The organism is Massilia rubra (assembly GCF_011682065.1).
GTDB classification, from domain to species: Bacteria; Pseudomonadota; Gammaproteobacteria; order Burkholderiales; family Burkholderiaceae_D; genus Telluria_A; species Telluria_A rubra.
Genome location: NZ_VUYU01000024.1, coordinates 34,057 through 54,076, shown reverse-complemented (window position 1 = coordinate 54,076; position 20,020 = coordinate 34,057). Strand labels below are relative to the sequence as shown.

At 62.9% G+C, this 20,020-nt stretch carries 23 protein-coding genes and 1 tRNA gene; 15 read left to right on the top strand and 9 right to left on the bottom strand.

Annotated features, from left to right (window positions below; translation table 11 throughout):
• Positions 1 to 39: 39 nt before the first annotated feature.
• Together F0185_RS26490 and F0185_RS26485 are read right to left on the bottom strand one after the other, a co-directional pair.
• Entirely contained in the window at positions 40 to 1,065 is a 1,026-nt protein-coding gene (locus tag F0185_RS26490; protein WP_167229668.1) for a serine hydrolase, read from the bottom strand.
• 313 nt (positions 1,066 to 1,378) lie between these two features.
• On the bottom strand, positions 1,379 to 2,395 hold the full coding sequence (locus F0185_RS26485) for a sulfate ABC transporter substrate-binding protein (RefSeq protein WP_167229665.1): 1,017 nt from the start codon (positions 2,393 to 2,395) through the stop codon (positions 1,379 to 1,381).
• Positions 2,396 to 2,676: 281 nt separating this feature from the next.
• On the opposite strand from F0185_RS26485, the gene F0185_RS26480 reads away from it, so the two are divergent.
• The 4 genes from F0185_RS26480 to F0185_RS26465 all read left to right on the top strand — a co-directional run bounded on the left by F0185_RS26480 (position 2,677) and on the right by F0185_RS26465 (position 5,248).
• Positions 2,677 to 3,204, top strand: a complete 528-nt coding sequence (locus F0185_RS26480) for a GNAT family N-acetyltransferase (RefSeq protein WP_167229662.1) — start codon at positions 2,677 to 2,679, stop codon at positions 3,202 to 3,204.
• A 116-nt stretch (positions 3,205 to 3,320) separates the two neighbouring features.
• Positions 3,321 to 4,007, top strand: coding sequence for a YcbK family protein (locus F0185_RS26475; protein ID WP_229477197.1), 687 nt, complete (start codon positions 3,321 to 3,323; stop codon positions 4,005 to 4,007).
• A gap of 31 nt (positions 4,008 to 4,038) precedes the next feature.
• Positions 4,039 to 4,548 (top strand): hypothetical protein, encoded by a 510-nt coding sequence (locus F0185_RS26470; RefSeq protein ID WP_167229656.1) that lies wholly within the window; start codon positions 4,039 to 4,041, stop codon positions 4,546 to 4,548.
• Between the two features lie 490 nt (positions 4,549 to 5,038).
• A complete protein-coding gene (locus F0185_RS26465) occupies positions 5,039 to 5,248 on the top strand; it encodes an I78 family peptidase inhibitor (RefSeq protein WP_166890833.1) in 210 nt (69 codons plus the stop codon).
• Positions 5,249 to 5,397: 149 nt separating this feature from the next.
• Here the strand turns inward: F0185_RS26465 and F0185_RS26460 are convergent, their stop codons facing one another.
• The 6 genes from F0185_RS26460 to F0185_RS26435 form a co-directional block, all read right to left on the bottom strand.
• Positions 5,398 to 5,766, bottom strand: a complete 369-nt coding sequence (locus tag F0185_RS26460) for a hypothetical protein (protein WP_167229653.1) — start codon at positions 5,764 to 5,766, stop codon at positions 5,398 to 5,400.
• Between the two features lie 203 nt (positions 5,767 to 5,969).
• Positions 5,970 to 6,272 carry a hypothetical protein gene (locus F0185_RS26455; protein WP_167229650.1) on the bottom strand — a complete coding sequence of 101 codons (303 nt, stop codon included), beginning with the start codon at positions 6,270 to 6,272 and terminating at the stop codon, positions 5,970 to 5,972.
• Between the two features lie 71 nt (positions 6,273 to 6,343).
• Positions 6,344 to 6,772: a hypothetical protein gene (locus tag F0185_RS26450; protein WP_167229647.1), complete on the bottom strand. Its 429-nt coding sequence runs from the start codon at positions 6,770 to 6,772 to the stop codon at positions 6,344 to 6,346.
• 251 nt (positions 6,773 to 7,023) lie between these two features.
• Positions 7,024 to 7,524, bottom strand: coding sequence for a hypothetical protein (locus tag F0185_RS26445; RefSeq protein ID WP_167229644.1), 501 nt, complete (start codon positions 7,522 to 7,524; stop codon positions 7,024 to 7,026).
• Positions 7,486 to 7,573: transfer RNA gene (locus F0185_RS26440), tRNA-OTHER, on the bottom strand. The genes F0185_RS26445 and F0185_RS26440 overlap by 39 nt, the downstream gene beginning before the upstream one ends.
• Positions 7,574 to 7,636: 63 nt before the next feature.
• A complete protein-coding gene (locus F0185_RS26435; protein WP_167229641.1) occupies positions 7,637 to 7,849 on the bottom strand; it encodes a DUF3460 family protein in 213 nt (70 codons plus the stop codon).
• Positions 7,850 to 7,966: 117 nt separating this feature from the next.
• Here F0185_RS26435 and F0185_RS26430 point away from each other — a divergent pair, with 117 nt between their 5' ends.
• The 4 genes from F0185_RS26430 to F0185_RS26415 all read left to right on the top strand — a co-directional run bounded on the left by F0185_RS26430 (position 7,967) and on the right by F0185_RS26415 (position 12,361).
• Positions 7,967 to 8,389 carry a hypothetical protein gene (locus F0185_RS26430; protein WP_167229638.1) on the top strand — a complete coding sequence of 141 codons (423 nt, stop codon included), beginning with the start codon at positions 7,967 to 7,969 and terminating at the stop codon, positions 8,387 to 8,389.
• A gap of 33 nt (positions 8,390 to 8,422) precedes the next feature.
• Positions 8,423 to 9,232, top strand: coding sequence for a transporter substrate-binding domain-containing protein (locus F0185_RS26425; RefSeq protein ID WP_166890849.1), 810 nt, complete (start codon positions 8,423 to 8,425; stop codon positions 9,230 to 9,232).
• Positions 9,233 to 9,247: 15 nt separating this feature from the next.
• Positions 9,248 to 9,913: an amino acid ABC transporter permease gene (locus F0185_RS26420; protein ID WP_167229635.1), complete on the top strand. Its 666-nt coding sequence runs from the start codon at positions 9,248 to 9,250 to the stop codon at positions 9,911 to 9,913.
• Positions 9,914 to 10,090: 177 nt separating this feature from the next.
• The gene (locus tag F0185_RS26415; protein WP_167229632.1) at positions 10,091 to 12,361 is read left to right on the top strand and encodes a putative bifunctional diguanylate cyclase/phosphodiesterase; all 2,271 of its coding nucleotides are present in this window, start codon (positions 10,091 to 10,093) and stop codon (positions 12,359 to 12,361) included.
• A 51-nt stretch (positions 12,362 to 12,412) separates the two neighbouring features.
• Here F0185_RS26415 and F0185_RS26410 read toward each other — a convergent pair whose 3' ends face one another.
• Positions 12,413 to 14,089 carry an electron transfer flavoprotein-ubiquinone oxidoreductase gene (locus F0185_RS26410; protein ID WP_187362660.1) on the bottom strand — a complete coding sequence of 559 codons (1,677 nt, stop codon included), beginning with the start codon at positions 14,087 to 14,089 and terminating at the stop codon, positions 12,413 to 12,415.
• A gap of 162 nt (positions 14,090 to 14,251) precedes the next feature.
• On the opposite strand from F0185_RS26410, the gene F0185_RS26405 reads away from it, so the two are divergent.
• From F0185_RS26405 to F0185_RS26375, 7 genes are all read left to right on the top strand, one after another.
• Positions 14,252 to 15,028: an SDR family oxidoreductase gene (locus F0185_RS26405; RefSeq protein ID WP_166879616.1), complete on the top strand. Its 777-nt coding sequence runs from the start codon at positions 14,252 to 14,254 to the stop codon at positions 15,026 to 15,028.
• A 657-nt stretch (positions 15,029 to 15,685) separates the two neighbouring features.
• Positions 15,686 to 16,420: a beta-ketoacyl synthase chain length factor gene (locus tag F0185_RS26400; RefSeq protein WP_167229629.1), complete on the top strand. Its 735-nt coding sequence runs from the start codon at positions 15,686 to 15,688 to the stop codon at positions 16,418 to 16,420.
• Positions 16,413 to 17,186, top strand: coding sequence for a lysophospholipid acyltransferase family protein (locus F0185_RS26395; protein ID WP_167229626.1), 774 nt, complete (start codon positions 16,413 to 16,415; stop codon positions 17,184 to 17,186). The genes F0185_RS26400 and F0185_RS26395 overlap by 8 nt, the downstream gene beginning before the upstream one ends.
• Positions 17,179 to 17,433, top strand: a complete 255-nt coding sequence (locus F0185_RS26390) for a phosphopantetheine-binding protein (RefSeq protein WP_166890863.1) — start codon at positions 17,179 to 17,181, stop codon at positions 17,431 to 17,433. The genes F0185_RS26395 and F0185_RS26390 overlap by 8 nt, the downstream gene beginning before the upstream one ends.
• A 10-nt stretch (positions 17,434 to 17,443) precedes the next feature.
• Positions 17,444 to 17,716, top strand: a complete 273-nt coding sequence (locus tag F0185_RS26385) for an acyl carrier protein (RefSeq protein ID WP_229477196.1) — start codon at positions 17,444 to 17,446, stop codon at positions 17,714 to 17,716.
• 11 nt (positions 17,717 to 17,727) lie between these two features.
• Entirely contained in the window at positions 17,728 to 18,279 is a 552-nt protein-coding gene (locus F0185_RS26380) for a COG4648 family protein (protein WP_370664072.1), read from the top strand.
• On the top strand, positions 18,272 to 20,017 hold the full coding sequence (locus tag F0185_RS26375; RefSeq protein ID WP_167229623.1) for an ApeI family dehydratase: 1,746 nt from the start codon (positions 18,272 to 18,274) through the stop codon (positions 20,015 to 20,017). The genes F0185_RS26380 and F0185_RS26375 overlap by 8 nt, the downstream gene beginning before the upstream one ends.
• Positions 20,018 to 20,020: the final 3 nt, after the last annotated feature.

Below are 20,020 nucleotides of genomic sequence, written 5' to 3'. Positions count from 1 at the left end.
GGCCTGGGCGGCCCCCTTGGTGGGAACGACGGAGGTTTTTTACGCCCGGCGGTGAACGTGAATGACCGGCTTGTTCTGCTTTAACTTCACGCGGCTGGTGAAACGCGCCTTGGCCGGCGGGGTTTTGGCCACGGCCACAACGCGCGGCTGATGACGTCCGTGACTGCGCAGGCTGGTCTTGAGCACGGGCGCACGCGCCGCCGACGCCAATACAATCACCGGCTGGGTGACGCGCTGGCGCGTCCTGGCGCGGGCAATCACCGTCGCCGGCGCTTCGTCGCCGGCGATAAAACGGCGGATGCTCAGCGCGTCCACAATGCGCGCCGAACTGGCTTTGGCATTGAGCAGCACCAGGGTGGCGTTCTTGCCCGCCGATTTGATCTTCATGATCAGGCAGCGGCCCGCTTCTTCGGTATAGCCGGTTTTCGACAGGCCGATTTCCCAGCCCTTGGCGCCGACCAGGCGGTTGGTGTTGCGGTACTCGACCTCGCGCCCGCTGATATTGATCGTGTCGCTCGACTCGGTCGTGATGCGCGTGATTTCCGAATACGCCGATGCGGCCCTGGCCATCTTGACCAGGTCCGAGGCCGTCGATTTATTGTTCGGCGACAGGCCGGTTGGCTCTTCGATCACGGTCTGCGTCATGCCCAGCGCGGCCACCTTGGCGCGCACGGCCGACTTGAACGCCACCACGCCGCCCGGATAGGTGCGGCCCAGGGCGGCGGCGGCACGGTTGTCGGAACTCATCAGGGCCAGGGTGAGCACGTCCTGGCGGCTGATCACGCCGCCGACCGGCACCCGCGAGGTGCTGTGCTTGACGATGTCGACGTCACGCTCGTCGATGGCGATCAGTTCGTTCATGTTTTGTTTGGCGTCGAGCACGACCATGGCGGTCATCAGCTTGGTCAGCGAGGCGATCGACACGACCTGGTTGGGGTTCTTTTCGAGAAGGACCTTGCCGGTGGCGTCCTCGATCACCAGCACTGATTGCGAGCCGAAAGGCACGGCCATGGCGGCTGCGGCCGACATCGACATCAGTAGGGTGACAAGCAATTTCTTGATCATGTGGTGGGTCTTTGCAGTAGGGCTGGTCTGGGGCGGCGCTCGGTGTGCGCGGCAGCTGCTGGATGGGTTAATTCTATGCGGCAACTACTATAAGGGGCACGATAGCATCAAAGGCGCGGCCATGTCTAGCGTGTGCGCGGCAAAACGAGCTCGAGCGCAAGAAACACGCGAATAAACTGACGTAAGTACCTGAATTATTTCAAGAAAGCAAAGTTTCTTGTATGCTATGCGGGTGGCGAAAGTGCTACCGGAAGGGGTGGGGAGGGGTGGAAAAAACCGCTTCCGCGCCGATGGCGGAAGCGGCCAACCAGGCTTACTTGGCCTGGTAGATTTTGTCGAATTCGCCACCGTCGTCGAAGTGGGTTTTCTGCGCTTTTTTCCATCCGCCGAAGACCTCGTCGACCGTGAACAGCGAGATCGGCTTGTAGTTGGCGGCAAATTTCTTGGCCACCGCTTCCGAGCGCGGACGCAGGAAGTGCTTCGCGCCGATCGTCTGGCCCGCTTCCGAGTACAAGAAGTTCAGGTAAGCCGTGGCCTGCTTGCGCAAGCCGCGCTTGTCGACCACCTTGTCCACCACGGCCACCGGCGACTCGGCCAGGATCGACACGGGCGGATAGACGACCTCGAAATTGTCGCCGAATTCGGTGCGCACCATCTGCACTTCGCTCTCGAACGTCACCAGGGCGTCGCCGATGTCGCGCTGGGTGAAGGTGGTGGTGGCCGCACGCCCGCCGCCGTCGAGCACCGGCACGTTTTTGAAGATGCGCGTGACCAGCTCGCGCGCCTGGGCCTCGGTGCCGCCCTTCTTGATCGTGGCGCCCCAGGCGGCCAGGTAGGTATAGCGACCGTTGCCGGCCGTTTTCGGATTCGGAATGACCACTTTTACGCCCGGCTTGGCCAGGTCGTCCCAGTTCTTGATCTGTTTAGGGTTGCCTTTACGCACCAAAAAAATCATGGTGGAATAAAACGGCGCCGCATTGTGGGGAAATTTCTTGGCCCAGTCGGGCGAGACCACGCCGCGCTCGGCCAGCATGTCGATATCGTTGGCCTGGTTCATGGTCACCACAGACGCTTCGAGCCCGTCCGCGACCGAGCGCGCCTGCTTGCTCGAGCCCCCGTGCGACATGTTGATGCTGACCGTCTCGCCGCTCGTCTTCTTGTAGTCGGCAATGAAGGCCGGGTTGATTTCCTTGTACAGCTCGCGGGCCACGTCGTAGGACACGTTGAGCAACTGGGCGTCGGCGGCGCTGGCGCCGAGCGGCAGGATGGCCAGGCCGGCGGCCAGCGCCAGGATCGCGCGGCGGGTACGCAAATTGCATGTTGTTTTCATGGTGTTCTCTTGGGCTTTCTATTGTAGGAACTGAGACGCATGGTCTAAAATCCGCAGCCAAAACGGAAGGATTGTTTTGTCATATGCTTAGACTGCCCGGTACGGGTAGCGTTGCATAAGCTTCCTTGATTTTCTTCGTTGGGTTCGGCTGCGGGTCGGGGTAGGCTGATTGGATTGGGCAGATTCGCAACAGGTCATGTCGCCGGTTCTTGGTATAGTTGGTGGGTTGCGATTGAGTGGCGGCAACAACTATTTCTTCTGATTATTAACTATGGGTACACATGGGTATTGAGATTCGCACAGCAGTGCCTGACGACGCGTTCGCCGCGTGTGATGTGTTGCGCCGCTCGATTTCCGAGTGCTGCGTGGCCGATCATCGCAACGACCCCGACTTGCTCAAGGCATGGCTGGGCAACAAGACGCCGCAGAATGTGGCGAGCTGGTTCGTGTCGCCGGCCAACCACGTTCTCATCGCCGAGCGCGACGGGGTGGTGGTGGGCGTGGCCCTGCTGACCCAGGCCGGCAAGCTGTCGCTGTGCTATGTGTTGCCCGAAGCGCTGTATGGCGGCGTCGGCAAGGCCCTGTTGCACGGTGTCGAAGCCCAGGCCCGCGCCTGGGGCGTGAGCGTATTGCGCCTCAATAGTACGGTCACTGCCAGCAAGTTTTACGAGCGCAATGGCTACATCCTCGCGGGCAAGGAAATGAGCTGTTACGGGCTGGAATGCGACTTCTTCTGGAAGAAGCTGAACGCGACCGACGCCTGCGACCCGGCGCCGAAAAAGCGTTTTTGTCACTGCAGCGGTCAATAACGCGCGTGCGCCCTGTGCGCGGGGCAAGCTTGCGCTATAGTGTGCGCCTTGTTTACTGAGTATTCGTCATGGCCACGCGCAGAGATTTTCTACATCAAGGTTTATGCCTGTCCACCATGGGCATGATTTCCGTTCCGCTGATCGGCTGCGGCAGCGCCAGCGCGGCGCCGTCGGCGTCGGACAAGCCCAAGCGGCCGCTCCAGACCGCCAAAGCGGGCAAGCCCGCCCCTGTGGCCCGGCCTGCGGCACCAAGCGCCTCGGTCGCGCAGACCGAACTGGCGCCTCCTCCCGATATTTTCGACGCGCAAGCGCTCGATCTCGATTTCTGGCTCAAGCCGCGCGTGCTGACGATGATTCGTCCGCAAAGCGGCGAGAAAACCAAGGTGCTGTACTGGAAGGATGGCCAGGTCATCGATGCCGCCTATCAGGAACTGTGCCACCTGATGCGCGACGTCAACGGCAAGGAGACCGCGCCGATCGACCCCAAGCTGTTCGAAACGCTGTGGGGCACCCAGGCGTTCCTCGAGCGTTACGGGATCGAGCAACCGCTGGAAATCCTGTCGGGTTTTCGCACCTCCAAGTCGAACGAGAAGTTGCGCGAAGCGGGTGTGCCGGCGGCGCGCCAGTCGCTGCATATCGAAGGCAAGGCGGCCGATATCCGCATCGCCAACCTCAATAGCGAGGTGCTCGGCGGCCTGGTGCGCAGTTTCCGCCAGGGCGGTGTCGGCTATTACTACCGTTCCGGACCGCGCGGCGGCTGGATTCATGCCGATACGGGACTGAAACGGACCTGGAAGGGTTAAGGTCGGCGGCGCTATCCAATCGGCGGTATTTATGCCACTATGGATTTTTAATTGCCGAGTGACAACCATGCGAGTTATTTTTGCCGTCGTGGCGTTCAGCGCCGCATCCGGGCTGGCCACGCTGGCCTGGTCGACGGAACAGGCGAAGCCTGCGGCCTCCCGGTCCGCCGCCGATCCGGAAGTCATCAAGCGGGCCCGGGAAGGGGAGCGCGATGCGCGCATCGCGATTGCCCAAGGCAAGGACCGCTTGCAATACAGCGTGGGTGGCGGACCGCCGCCGCGTCCGGAAGAAGTCGAGCCCATGCGACTGCACGCCGAGATTCCGGTGCAGGTCATGAAAAAGCATGGCATCGAGGCCGTCATCCAGTCCAGCGGCTGCGACATGCAGACCGCGCGCTGGCAGGAAGCGTATGCCACGGCCTACAACGCCGTGATGGACGCGCACCTGCGCAAACAGCGCGGCCCCGACTACCGCAAGGCAATCGACGCCGAGATTGCGGCTGAGCTTCAAAAGGCGCTTGCCGCCCTGGCCAAGCGCTAAAGCAAGCCACGGCCGGCCCCCTGCGCTGCGGCCGGCCGGGCAAGAAACTACTTCGCCCCGTTCAGCATGATCGTCTTGACTTCGCCCTCGGTGACATCTTCCTTCGAGGTGAGCAAGCCGACCTGGACGCCGTGGAATGGCACAGTCCAGGTCAGTTCGCTACGCACATAGTAAGAACCGGCCAGGCCCCGCGCACCCCGCCAGCAACGCTAACGGGGCAAGCGATAACGTAAAAGTTTTCATAGTCTGCACTCGATCAGGAAGTTAACGTACCCGTTTTTATAGCTGCAGGGTACTTAAGCTAATGATTTTGCCAAAATTCCCCAACGGAAATTTGTATTTTGCCGATCCGAGGCGCTACTGCGGGCAGGCCCTGCCGCTGTGCGCATCGTTGATGTGTTCGCTGCGCGGGAGCGCTCGCGCCGCTATGATCGTTGAACAGCCGTGCTGCCTGCGGCAGTGTTACGCATATCAACGATTGGAGAAAACCATGAACCATCAGAATTGGCCCTGGAACTTTCCGGAGAGCGTGCCCGTCTCCCTGCGCGATTTGATCGGACGACCTGTCCGCACCGTGCGCCCTGGTGAAGTGATTACGCTGGAGTATCTCGCCGGGCGGGTTACTTTCTTCCTCGATGAAGCCGGCCTGGTGACCGACATCGGCTTCGAGCCGGAAGAGGCCGTTACACGAACGGTATGAGGCGTGTACTTCGCGCCAAGGCCGCGTTCAGCTGGCTTTGTCGGTGTGACAAAGCCAGTTCCGGCAATAGCCTGTTTTTCTGAATAAGCCACGCTCAGCCCCATTCGGACCGCCAGCGCGCCAACGACGAAGATCGTACCGCGCGGGTGTCAGTCGAAAGCGCAATCGGGGTTCATTTCCCAAGGCGTTCTCCAGGTGATGCCGTGACGCTCCAGTAATTCGCGCTTTACCCATGCTGAACGACTGCCGCCACTCCCCATGCCTCTGCCAAATTCCCCTTGCTCGCTCAGTTGGCCGGCTTCACAACGCAGTTCCGCCAGCGCGGCGCGCACTGCCGGATCGAGCTCCACCGGGTCGATAAAATAGCTGTGCTTATTCGATTCCATGTACGCGACGTAGGCGACGCGATTCGCCTCCGGAAGCTCTTCCAGGAACTGCTTGCAGAGCTGCGGTGGACGTTCCGTGACGGCGCGCAGTCGCATGGCAAGCCTGGCCAGACTGGTAGAGGAATCACTCATCTTTCGCGGCGCTTTAACAGGGATCGACACAGTTCCTCAGGGCGACAGTTCCAATCTGTGGCGGGCTTTCGGTGGCCAAAAGACTGTTATAGCAGGGCAGCGTGCATCATCGAGGCCATTAAGCCGCCAATGCCCGACCGAGCGCGCCTTGCCCGGTGGCCGTCCATTTTACCCGGCCGCGAGCGGCGCCTGGTTTTTACACACTACTTAGCGAGAATGCTTTTCATCACCACGACGTCGGATGCGAGTGCCTTGTCCGGCATGCCTGTTTTCATGGAAGCGAGCTTGGCTGAAAGGATCTCTTGCATCCTTTCCCTGGCCGGCGCATACACCGTGCCCAATAAGCCCCATGCCTGGAAGCCGCACGCCCGTCTGAATACTTCCGAGATGGGTTCGTCCGGCACCGGATGATCGTGCAGCCAGACGAATGCTTCCAGGGCATCAGGGTAATTGCCTTGCACGACTAATTGACATGCCCTGATGTATGTTTCCTTCAGCCTTTCCATACGCCATCTCCAAGTTAGGAAAATGGGTTGGACCGTGCCGGGGACCCGGTAGTTCGCCGGGTGGAGCGTGATCAGTATGGCCCGCGATAGCTGTCCAGCCAGCTCCAGTCGCCGGTGTGGCAGCTTTCCGTGCAATGTCGCAGAAAATCGTTGATCACCATCCTGCAGTTGTACCGGCCCTCGCTATCGCGCGCGGTGGTCAACTCGCAGACGACATCCAGGTTGATCGAGGCGGGTATGCAAATCGATAATTTGCAGCGCCGTGGATCTTTGTGCGCGTCGCGCAGGTTGGCCAGTGGATCGCCACCGGCAACGTTCCGGATCAGATCCGGCGTTGCGCATATCGATGGATGACGACCGAACGTCGTATTCGCGCGCCACGTCGGTGCATCCTCTTTTGCATTCGGCGCGACGACGACGGTCACGTCGGCTGCCGCATCCCGTGCTGCGCCGGCCGTCATGAGCACCAGCATCATGCCGACCGCAAGTTTCTTCTTCATAGCATCCCTGTCAAAATGAACGAGCTCGACAAACAAGCAAAAATGGACGCACCCCGGCGGCCAGGCTATGTGCATGGGAAGCTGGAAGGTGATGTAACCGGGAGTTAATATACTGTATGGATGTACAGTAGTAAACTGGAAAAACAAAGGGGGGGGCGGCTCAGGGCAAAGCCCTAAGCCGAGGTGATGTCGGGCAAGCCAGGCAGCCGGCTGGGTGGAAGATGGGAGCGGGGCGGGTCAGGCCGCTGGTGTCAGCGGCTTTCTTTTCGTGTGGGTGAAGTCCAGCTGGAAGACGAATTGTCGGGCACGGCGTGGGGAGGTGACGGGATCGTGATCACGATAGGTGGAGCGACGGCTGGCGCCTTCGTCACGACGTTATTGAAAAGAAATGTCATGATGGCGAGCCCAATCGTCCCGAGTAAGAGGACGACGCCGACTACCCACTTGAGGGTATCGGCTTGTGATTTGTGTAGTGTTGCCTCAAACCTGGCAAATTGGGCGTCCATATTGGTTCTTAACGATGAGATGCCGCTCTCAAGGGTGAGTTCGATCGCCGCCAACCGACCGTCGACTTTCGTCTCGATGGTTTTCAGCTTTGCATCAACTTCTTCTCGGCTTGGGCTGGTCATCATGCGATCTTCAATCGCGTCGGCGCGCTTGTCAACCGGGGCGCGCAAGAACAATGCGCTTGCCTGTGTGGACACTGTCGAATCTGGTGCGTGGTCCAGGAATCGAACCTGGTTATCAGTCATTCGGTCTGAGACGCTCCTGACTGGGCTTTACCAAATAAGCGAACCGCGCACCTTCATCATAGCCCGAAAATTCTAATTCGCAATAGAAATTTACATTGAACAATTAAATGATTCAATCGTACACATACGGCTTGACCGGCAATGCATTCTCGCGCTGCTTGTCGAGCTCATCGAGGTCGACGCGGTGATCCCACCATATATACCAACCGCGCTGGCGGTCTTGCTCCACTTCCGGATGGCGCGCCAGATAGCCGTCCATGAATTGCTCGAATTCGGATACATACTGCCTGCTCGCAGGACGGTATTTCTCGGCGTGCTTCATCATCAGGCCTCCCGTTAACGCTACTATGACCACCCATGCGCGCGTTGGTTCCACGCCCATGTACGCGCGGCCGAAAATGCCGTACGATACGCGCCGTTATCGCTTAACTCTCAGGACGCAATGAACTCAGAAACACCCGCGCCAGCACCGGCGCCGCGCTTTCGCCCCCGTCCCTGGACCGCCCTGGAAACGCCGCAAGACGTCGAACTGTGGATCGACGAGCACAACCAGAGCCTGACCGAACACATCGCCCCGCATGAAACCGGCTACGGCGTCTGCTTTACCCTGGCCGTGGGCGGCAATATCTATATGCAGACCAGCGCCGACGCCGTCATCCTCGACGTCGACGACGATGCCGCATGGATCGCGCCGTTGATCATGGCCGCCACCGGCGTCGAGGCGCCGCAGGGCCAGTTGTGGGTGCTGCCGGACGATAAATTGGTCCAGCTCATCATCGGCCTGTCGACCCTGGTCGCCAGCACCACCCTGGTGGTCGGACACAATTTTGGCGGACGCCACCGTAAAGCGAGCTATTCGCGCTAAACTGATTTTCTTTTCCATAACATTGCCGCCTCCATGCCCATCCTTTCCCGTCGCCGCCTGACCCTGACCCTGACCCTCGGACTGATCGGCGCCGCCCTGGCCATGCCGGCCGGCGCGGCTGACCTGCTCACTACCGTCAAAGCCCGCGGCACCCTGAAAATTGCCATGGAAGGCACTTATCCGCCCTTCAATTTCAAGGACTTGAAGGCCAACCAGTTGGCCGGCTACGATGTCGACGTCGCCACCTTGCTGGCGGCGCGCCTGGGTCTCAAGCCCGAGTTCGTCACCACCGAGTGGAGCGCCATCCTGGCTGGATTGGCCGCCGGCAAGTTCGATGTGGCGATCAGCCAGGTGGGCATCAATCCCAAGCGCGAGCAAACTTTCGATTTTTCCGAACCGTACACCTATTCCAATCCACAACTGATCGTGCGCAAGAATGAAAAGGCGAGCTACGCCAGCCTCGCCGATCTCAAGGGCAAGAAACTGGGCGTGGGGCAGGGCAGTGTCTACGAGCAGCAAGCCAAGGCCGTGCCCGGTATCGACGTGAAAAGTTACCCGGCCGCGCCGGAAACCTTGCAGGACCTGGCGTTCGGCCGCATCGACGCCGCCCTCAACGACAGCCTGATGGTCGCTTACCTGCTCAATCATTCCAAGCTGCCGATCCAGGCCGGCGCGCGTGTCGGCAATGTGGAGCGCATGGGTATTCCCATCCGCAAAGGCAATCCCCAGCTCAAGGCCGCCTTGAACAAGGCGCTGGCCGAGGCCCAGGCCGACGGCAGCCTCAAAAAAATCTCGGTCAAGTGGTTTGGTAGCGACGTCAGCCGCCCGGCCGCGCAGCCCTGATCCGGGGCGCTGCCGATGGACTGGGCCGCACTGGCCGAACTGTTGCGCGATGCCGCGCCGTCGATGCTCAAGGGCACCGGCTACACGGTCGCCTTTGCGCTGGCCTCGATGGTCGGCGGCTTGCTGCTCGGCTTTCCCACCGCCCTGATGCGCCTGTCGCGCTGGAAACTGGTGCGCGCCCCCGCCGAACTGTACGTCAGCGCCATGCGCGGCACGCCGCTGCTGGTGCAGTTGTACGTGATCTACTACTGGCTGCCCAGCATCGGCATCGACTTCCCGCCCGTGGTGGCGGGCGTGTTGGCGCTCTCGCTCAATGCCGGCGCATTCCTGTCGGAGAGCATTCGCGGCGCCGTGCTCGGCGTGAGCGAGGGCCAGTGGCGCGCCAGCTTCAGCCTGGGCCTCGGTTACTGGTTTACCCTGTATCACGTGGTGCTGCCGCAAGCCTTGCGCGTGGCCGTACCGTCGATGAGCAATACCCTGATCAGCCTGATCAAGGATACCTCGCTGGTCTCGGTCGTCACTATTAGCGAGCTCATGCTTGCGACCAAGGAAGCGGTGGCCGGCAGCGCCAATCCCTTGCCGCTGTATATGACCGCGGCCGTGATCTACTGGTGCCTGAGCCTGCTGTTCGAAGCGCTGCAGCGCTACCTGGAACGGCGCCTGAACCGCGCGCAGCGCTGACGATTGCATCGCGCCGCACGAATATGCGGCGCGATCGCCGGCTGCGTCCAGACGGCGCTCGACATCGCGCCCGCGCCCATGCTAGTCTAGGCGACAGTGCTTCCACCTTCCGTCCTGCGCTGCTTGCGTGCCGGTGCGTGGCAGGTTCGCTGGCGTGTGCTATGTGTGCGAGGTGAGATGGACAAGGATCACGATCCGGCAGCACAGGGTTCCGCGCAGGCGCATCAGCGCCAAGCCGGGCCGCGCCAGGCCGCGCCGCGCCCGGCAGGGCCGGACAGCGCCCTGCCGGGTGGCGCCTTCGCCTGGCATCCCGGACAGCCGGCCGCCGTGCCCACCGCCCCGCAGGCTCAAGCACTTGCCCCCGCCCTTGACAGCAGTGGCGTGACCATCGAGCGCCTGCGCCACGAGCAAGACCTGGCCCGTTCGGGCGACTTGTACCTGCTGGCCCCGGTCGGCTATTTCCTGCTCGCCTTCGACACGACCATGCTGCAGGTTAACCTGGTCGGCGCCACCATGCTCGGGGTGGCGCGCGCCAGTCCCGGCCTGCACCATTTTCGCTCCTTCGTGGTGCCCGCCTTCCTGCCCGACTTCGACGGATTTTTTGCCCGTTCCCTCAATAGCGGCAAGGGCGAAACCTGCCGCATGCGCCTGCGAACGCCCGACGACAGCGCGCTCGACGTCACCCTGCATGGCAGCGCCGACGGCAGCGGCCAGGCTTGCCGCCTCGTGGTCGAGCGCGCCGAAGGCCGGCAAGCCGCGCTCGAACGCAGCGAGGAACGCTTCCGGCGCATCGTCCACAGCGTCGGCGAAGGTATCTGGGAAATCGACGCCACCGCCAGCACCACCTTCGTCAACCCGCGCATGGCGCAGATCCTCGGCTACAGCATCGAAGAGATGCTGGCGCGCCCCTTGCTCTCGTTCATGGATGACGAGGGCATGGCCATGCTCGAGCAGTGCATCGCCGAGCGCGCCCAGGGCGTGCCGGCGCCGTACGAATACCGCTTCATCGGCAAGGATGGCAGGGTGGTCTGGACCACCATGTCGACCAGCCCCATCCTCGACGCCGACGGCGCCTGTCTTGGCGTGCTGGCGCTGGTCACCGATATCACCGAGCGCAAGCAGTCAACCGAGCTGATCTGGCATCAAGCCAACTACGACACCCTGACCGGACTGCCCAACCGCCACATGTTCATGGACCGGCTGGGCCACGAAACGCGCAAGGCCGATCGCGGCGCCGCCTTCCTGGCGCTGCTGTTCATCGACCTCGACCACTTCAAGCAGGTCGACGAACGCCTCGGCCATGCGCTCGGCGACCTGGTGCTGATCGAAGCGAGCCGGCGCATCGCCAACTGCGTGCGTTCGAGCGATACCCTGGCGCGCCTGCAAGGCGACCAGTTCACGGTGATTTTGTCGGGGCTCGACCATGTCGGCAGCGTCGAGCGCATCGCCCACGCCGTGGTCGCGGTGCTGGCCATGCCGTTCGATCTGGGCGGCGAGAAAGCGTTCCTGTCGGCCAGCATCGGCATCGCCCTGTATCCGCCGGACGGGCGCGACGTCGGGCACCTGCTCGAGCGCGCCGAACGCGCCATGGCGGTCGCCAAACATGCCGGCGGCCACCAGTTCAGCTATGTCACGCCGAATCTGCAACAGGCGGCGCAGGCGCGCCAGGGCATTGCCGACGACTTGCGCGCAGCCATTGCGCTGCGCCAGTTCGAGATCGTGTACCAGCCGATTGTGTCGCTCCAGACGGGGACGGTGCACAAGGCCGAAGCGCTGCTGCGCTGGCGCCATCCCACGCGCGGCTTGCTGGGGCCGGCGGAGTTCATCCCGTTTGCCGAGTCGAACGGGCTGATTGTCGAGATCGGCGACTGGGTGTTCCGCGAGGTGGCGCAGCAGGTGCAGCGCTGGCAGCGCAGTATCGACCCGTCGTTCCAGATCAGCGTCAACAAGTCGCCGGTGCAATTCCGGCGCGACGCCGACCTGTATCTGAGCTGGCTCGATTATCTGAACGAGCTCGGTTTGCCTGCGAACAGCATCGTCATCGAGATTACCGAAGGGGTGCTGTTCGAAGGCGCGACCCAGGTCATCGAGCGCCTGCGCCAGTTTCGCGCGATGGGCTTGCAGGTCGCGCTGGACGATTTCGGCACCGGATATTCATCGCTGTCGCACCTGAAGCGCTTCGATATCGATTATGTGAAGATCGACCAGTCCTTCGTGGCCACGCTCGAGAACGACGTGGGCGACCTGGCGCTGTGCGAAGCGATCATCGTCATGGCGCACAAGCTGGGGCTTAAAGTGGTGGCGGAAGGGGTGGAGACCAAGGTGCAGCGTGCGCTGCTGGTCGACGCCGGCTGCGATTACGCGCAGGGCTATGTGTTTGCCCGACCGATGCCGGCGCAGGAGTTCGAAGCAATGGCGGCTGCGGGGGCGCCGCGCTTGCCGCATTGAGCGGGCAGCGTCGGCGTCGGCTTCGCCATGGCGAAACCGACGCTGCCGGACTTACATTCCCGGATAATTCGGCCCGCCGCCACCTTCCGGCGTGACCCACACGATATTTTGCGTCGGATCCTTGATATCGCAGGTCTTGCAATGCACGCAGTTCTGCGCATTGATCTGCAGGCGGTCCTTGCCCTCGTCGGTCTTCACATACTCATACACGCCCGCGGGGCAATAACGCGACTCCGGACCGGCATACTGCGCCAGGTTGACCGACACCGGAATGCTGTCGTTCTTGAGCGTCAGGTGAATCGGCTGGTCTTCCGCGTGGTTGGTGTTCGAAATAAACACCGACGACAAGCGGTCGAAGGTCAGCTTGCCATCCGGCTTAGGATACGCGATCGGCGCATAGTTGGCCGCCGGCTTCAGGCACTCATGGTCGCCATAATCGCGGTGCAAGGTCCACGGCGCCTTGCCGCGCAAGATCAGCTGGTCGAAGGCGGTCATGATCGAGCCCAGGTACAGGCCTTTCGACAGCCACGGCTTCACATTGCGCGCCACGTGCAGCTCCTCGTGCAGCCAGGACTGTTCGAACGCGGTCGGGAAGGTCGACAATTCATCGTGCTGGCGCTGCTCGCCCAGCGCCGCGAAGGCCGACTCGGCCGCCAGCATGCCGGTCTTGATCGCCGCGTGGCTGCCCTTGATACGGCTCATGTTCAAGAAGCCCGCCTCGCAACCGATCAGCGCGCCGCCCGGGAACACCAGCTTCGGCAAGGCTTGCAGGCCGCCGGCCGTGATTGCGCGCGCGCCGTAGGAAATGCGCTTGCCGCCTTCGAAGAAGGTGCGGATTTCCGGGTGCGTTTTATAGCGCTGGAATTCTTCATACGGCGACAGATAGGGATTCTCGTACGACAGCCCGATCACATAACCGACCATGACCTGGTTGTTTTCCATGTGATACAGGAACGAACCGCCATAGGTATCCGACTTGAGCGGCCAGCCGGTGGTGTGGATCACCAGGCCCGGCTTGTGCTTGGCCGGATCGATTTCCCACAATTCCTTGATGCCGATGCTGTACGACTGCGGGTCCTTGCCCTTGTTCAGGTCGTACTTGACCATGAGCTGCTTGCCGAGGTGGCCGCGCGAACCTTCGGCGAACATGGTGTACTTGGCATGGAGTTCCATGCCGAGCTGAAAGGCTGCGGTCGGCTTGCCGTGGCGGTCGACGCCCATATTGCCGGTTGCCACGCCCTTGACCGAGCCATTTTCGTTGTACAGGATTTCGGCGGCAGGGAAGCCCGGGAAGATTTCCACGCCCAGCGCTTCGGCCTGTTGGCCCATCCAGCGCACCACGTTGCCCAGCGAAACCACATAATTGCCATGATTTTCAAAGCAGGCCGGCACCACGAAACCCGGCGTCTGGTACGCCTTGCTTTCGGTCAGGAACAGGATGCGGTCTTCGGTGACGGCGGTATTCAGCGGCGCGCCGAGTTCTTTCCAGTTTGGAATAAGTTCAGTCAGTGCGCGCGGATCCATCACGGCGCCGGACAGGATATGGGCGCCAATTTCGCCGCCTTTTTCCAGCACGCAAACGGACACTTCCTGGCCCTTGTCGGCCGCCATTTGTTTCAGGCGGATGGCGGCGGCCAGGCCGGCAGGCCCCCCGCCGACGACGACAACGTCGTACTCCATTGCTTCGCGCGGACCGTATTGTTCGAGGATGTTGATAGGCTCTGTCATGGTCTCTTCATGGGATAGAAAAATTTAAGCACGAGTGTGCGGCTTTTTGTCGAGGATTGCAACTTTGGCGCCATTTTACGGACAATATTAGACGCTGCCATCTAATACTGGCAATTTGTGACATCATTATGCTTTCGCAAGACCACCGCACAGGAGCCGATCGTGGGTATTGAAGTAAATTTCGAAGGAAAAATCGCACTCATTACCGGCGCATCGAGCGGCCTGGGCGCACGTTTCGCCAAGGCCCTGGCCGGGGCCGGGGCTCAGGTCGTGCTCGCTTCACGCCGCACCGACCGCCTCAAGGAGTTGCGCGCCGAGATCGAAGCCGACGGCGGCGCCGCGCACGTGGTCACGCTCGACGTGACCGACCTGGCCAGCATCAAGTCGGCCATTGCGCACGCCGAGACCGAAGCCGGCCCGATCGATATCCTGGTCAACAACTCGGGCGTCTCGACCACCCAGCGCCTGGTGGACGTGACGCCGGAAGACTACTCCTACGTCATGGACACCAACCTGCGCGGCGCGTTTTTTGTCGCGCAACAAGCCGCCAAGCGCATGATCCAGCGCGCCAAGGGCGATCCCAAAAAGCAGCATCGCATTATCAATATTGCCTCCGTGGCCGGCCTGCGCGTGCTGCCGCAGATCGGCGTGTACTGCATGAGCAAAGCCGGGGTGGTGCAGATGACCAAGGCGATGGCGGTGGAGTGGGGCAAATATGGCATTAACACCAACGCCATTTGTCCAGGCTACATTTCGACCGAAATCAACGAAGAGTACTTCGCCACCGAGCAAGGCCAGAAGCTGATCGACATGCTGCCGCGCAAGCGCCCCGGCAAGCCGGAAGACCTCGACGGCCTGTTGCTGCTGCTCGCCGCCGAAGAAAGCCACTTCATCAACGGCGCCATCATCACCGCCGATGATGGTATGACCGCGCAATAAGGTCATAGTTCCCCGTTCGCCGGCGCGGCGAACGACGCGTTCAACAGGCGATGCGCGTCCCCCAGGCGGTGCCAAGACGGTGTGTGCCAAAGACGGTGTCAAGACGGTGTCAGGTCTGACATTCGGACACGGCCTGTGCAGTTAAACGCCTCCCCCGGCTGGTGTCAGACATCGTGTCCGAGACGGTGTCAGGTCTGACATTCGGACACGACCTGTGCACTTGAACGCCCCCCCCCGACTGGGGTCAGACATCGTCGTGCTGTCGAGGTCGAGTCCGAATGTCAGACCTGACACCGGCGGTGGCGGTAGTGTCGAGGTCGTGTCCGAATGTCAGACCTGACACCGGGGTTTGACACCGGGGTTTGCGCACCAAGGTTTGCGCCATTTCGTCATTTTCGCAACACCCGCCACCCTGCTAGTACTGTCCACCTGCGCACAGGTCGAGAATCGTCTTTGTTGCTCGCCGGCCCCCCTCCAGCCTCCGTTCCTGTTGTGTATCAGCTATTTATTTGCATAAAATCCGCTAACAGTGGGACAATTCGCACTTCTGTTGCTTGGTGCTACTTTAGTTTCTCGAATGGAAGTATTCCCCTAGGAGCTAGTATTAGCTGCAGCTTATAATTTGGGCTGTACGTACCTTATAGAAAATAGTACCCAATGCGAGTAGACGGGCTGAAGTTTTCCATTGCTGCGCATTCGGCGTGGGCGCCCGGGCTGGCAACGGCCGAGGCCTGGTCCGCATGGGCGCAAGCGCCGACCCGGATCGGCGAGGGCGCCGACCCGGTCGTGGCGGCGATGCCCCCCATGCTGCGCCGTCGCGCCGGTTTTCTGGGCAAGATGGCGCTCGACGTGGCTTACCGCTGCCTGGATGGACGCACGAACGTTCCGGCCGTATTCTGCTCGCGCCATGGCGAAGTGTCGCGCGCGGTCGACTTGCTGGGCGAGCTCGCGCGCGGCGAGCCGATGTCGCCGACCGGCTTCGGCCTGGCCGTGCATAACGCCAGCGCGGGCCTGTTCTCGATCGCGCGCACCGACCGCGCCAATCACATGGCCTTGTCGGCCGGCGCGGCGACGGTGGAACATGGGGTGGTCGAAGCCTGCGGCCTGCTGGCCGACGGCGCGCCCATGGTCCTGCTGGTGGCGTACGATTGCGCGCTGCCGCCGGCGCTGGCGCACTTCGAGGATTGCGACGAACAGCCGCACGCGTGGGCATGGCTGATGACCGCGCCCGGCGCGGACGCCATCAGCCTGGCCTGCGATGGCGGCGCCGGCGAGGTGGCGGCGTCCACCCGGCCCGGTGGCCTGGACGTGCTGCATTTTCAGTTGAGCGGCGCGCCGCGCCTGGTGCGCCACGCCGGCCCGCAACGATGGACCTGGACGCGCAATGGTTAAGCGGATCGGCCGGTACTGGCGCGTGCTCGCCACCGGCCTGAGTTTTCTGGCGTTCGGGATCGGCGGCCTGCTGCTGCGCATCGTGGTGTTTCCGCTGCTGCAGCTGGTGGTGTGGGAGCGCGCGGCACGCGTGACGGCGGCGCGCGCCATCCTGCGCCTGACGTTTCGCAGCTTTGTGGGCCTGATGCGCGGCCTGGGTGTACTGCGTTACGAATTCATCGGCCTCGAAAAACTCGAACGCGGCGGCCTGCTGATCCTGGCGAACCATCCGTCGCTGATCGACACCGTGTTCCTGATGGCGTTCGTCAAGCGCGCCGACTGCATCGTCAAGAGCCACTTGTGGAATAACCCGTTCACCCGCGGCCCGGTACGCGCGGCCGGCTACATCAGCAACGACAGCGGCGAGCAATTGGTCGAGGCGTGCATCGCCTCCCTGCGCGCCGGGAACAACCTGATCATTTTCCCGGAAGGGACGCGCACCCCGGCCGGCGGCGCAATCAGCCTCAAACGCGGCGCCGCCAACATCGCCGTGCGCGGCGCGCGCGCCGTGACGCCGGTGGTCATCGACTGCCAGCCGCCCACGCTTGGCAAAGGCGACAAGTGGTGGCGCGTGCCGGAGCGCTTCGTGCAGTTCCGGCTTGAAGTGAAAGACGATATCGAAATCGGCGCCTTCCTCGGCGCCGGCGTAAGCGAAGTAATGGCGGTGCGTCATCTGACGGATCACCTGCAACGATTTTTTACTGGAGAGTACCAAGGCCATGCTTGAAACAGAAGTGAAACAACTGATCATCGACGTCCTGCAACTGGAAGATATTGGCGTCGACGATATCGACAGCGCCGCGCCGCTGTTTGTCGAAGGCCTGGGCCTGGACTCGATCGACGCGCTGGAACTGGGCGTCGCGCTGCAAAAGCGTTACGGCATTTCGCTGTCGGCCGATTCGGAAGATACCCGCAGCCACTTCGCGTCGGTGCGCGCGTTGGCGGCGCTGATTGAAACCCACCGCAAAAAGTAATGGAGGTTGTATGGTAGACGTAAACAATATGAGCCGCGACGAGCTGCAAGCGTGGGTTGTCGATCTGCTGGCCGAGATGTTCGAGCTCGATAAATCGGCCCTGACGGCCGAGTCGAACCTGTACGCCGATCTCGATATCGACAGCATCGACGCGGTCGACCTGGCGGTCAAGCTCAAGCAGTTGACCGGCAAGCGCCTGCAGCCGGAAGTGTTCAAGACCATCCGCACCATCGGCGACGTGGTCAACGCGCTCGATGCCCTGGTCGAGGAACAGGCGGTATAAGCGTGCGCCTGTTGGCCGCGCTGTTGGCCGCGACCTCGGTCGTTCTCACGCTGTGTTATCCGCTGGCCATCTGGTATGGACAGGGGAGGGTGGAGCCGCGTTGGCTGGCGCTGCTGCTGGTGCTGGCCGCCGGCGCGCGCCTGCCGGCCATGAAGGCCAGCGCGGCGGCGCGCTGGTCGGTCGCCGGCGCCCTGCTGCTGGCGGCGCTGACGGTGATGGGCAACGGCATGCTGCCATTGAAGCTGTACCCGGTGCTGGTCAACGCCGGCCTGCTGGCGGCGTTCGGGTACACCTTGAGCACGCCGGTTTCGATGGTCGAACGCTTTGCGCGCATGCGCGAGCCGGACCTGCCGCCGGCGGCGGTGGCGTACACGCGCACCGTCACCAAGGTATGGTGCGGGTTTTTCGTGGTGAACGGCGCCATTGCGCTGGGCACCGCGCTGTGGGCTTCGCAAGAGGTTTGGTCGCTGTACAACGGCGTGATTTCGTACGGCCTGATGGGCGTGCTGTTCGCCGCTGAATTTTTGGTACGCCTGCGCTTTAAGCGATTGCATCATGGTTGATTTGTTTTCTGTTCTCGGCGCGCGCGATGGCGCCGCCATCGCCGGCTGGCGCGAGGCCGCCTCGGTCAGCACGCCTGTCAGCGTGGCCGCCTTGCGCGCGCGCGTGGGCGCCTGGCGCGCACTGGCGCTGCGTACGCCCGGCGCCAATGCCGCCCTGTACATCGACGATAGCCTCGAATTTGCCGCCGCGCTGCTCGGCGCCTGGCAGGCCGGCAAAACCGTCTGGCTCAGCGCCGACACGCTCGACGCCAGTTGCGTCGCGCTGGCGCGTTCGGTCGACTGCTTCCTGGGCGAGTTCCCGCCGCGCTGGACCCCGCTGCACCCACGGCAGGACGAGGCCTGCGCGCTGCCATGGAGCGGCCCTGACGCCAGCTTCCCCGCGCTGGTGGTGCACACCTCCGGCAGCACCGGCGAGCCGCAGGCGATTCCCAAGAAACTGTCGCAGTTGACCGGCGAAGTGAGCACGCTGGAGGCCTTGTTCGGCCCCGCCATGGGCGACGCCGAGATCATCGCGACCGTCTCGCATCAGCATATCTACGGCCTGCTGTTCAAGGTGCTGTGGCCGCTGGCGGCCGGGCGCGCAATCCACGCGGCCAGCCTGGCCTTCCCGGAACAACTGGCGCTGATGCTGGGCCAGCGCCCGTGCGCGCTGGTGGCCAGCCCGGCCCATTTGAAACGCCTGCCGTCGCACCTGGACTGGAGCGCCGCCGCGACATGCCTGCGCGCGGTGTTCTCCTCGGGCGGCCCGCTCGCGCCCGACGCGTCGGTGGCGGCCGCCCACCTGCTCGGCCACGTCCCGACCGAAATTTACGGCAGCTCCGAAACCGGCGGCGTGGCCTGGCGCCGCCACCATCCCGGCTCGCCCGGCGCATGGGAAGCGCTGCCCGGCGTGGCCTGGCGTATCGCGCCCGACAGCGGGCGCCTCGAAGTGCGCTCGCACCACCTCGGTGACGACGGCTGGCTGGAACTCGAAGACCGCGTCAGTTCCGCGCCCGACGCGCGCTTCCTGCTGCTCGGGCGGGGCGACCGCCTGGTCAAGATCGAAGAAAAGCGCATCTCGCTCGACGCCATCGAAGCGGCCTTGCTGGCGTCCGGCTTTGCCAGCGAAGCGCGCGTGATCGTCTGCCCCGAACGCGCCGGCGAGCGCCAGGTGCTGGCCGCCTTCGTGGTTGCTTCGGCCAGCGGGCGCGCGCTGCTGGGCGCCGAGGGCAAGCAGGCGCTCAACGCGCTGCTGCGCGCCCACCTGGGCGGCGTGGTGGAGGCGGTGGCGCTGCCGCGCCGCTGGCGCTATCTCGATCAACTGCCATTCAACGCCCAGGGCAAGACCACCCATGCGCAGCTGCTTGCCTTGCTCGGCGTGGGCGACGCCCGCCCGCGCGTGCCGCAGGTGCGCCTGATCGAGCGCGACGCACCGCCGGACGGTGAGCCGAACGGCGCCCGGGTGCTGCTCGAACTGGTGGTGCCGTCGACCCTGTTCTACTTCGACGGCCACTTCACGCAGGCGCCGGTGCTGCCCGGCGTGGTGCAGGTCGACTGGGCCATCCGCTACGGGCGCGAGCACTTCGCCGTGGCGCCGGGGTTCCGCGGCATCCACGCGCTCAAGTTCCAGCAAGTGGTGCGGCCCGATGTGCCGTTCCGGCTGGAGCTCAAGTACGACAGCGCAAGCTGCACCCTGCATTTCCGCTATTTCTCCGACGCCGGGCAGCATGCCGGCGGTCGCATCCTGTTTGGCCCTTAACCT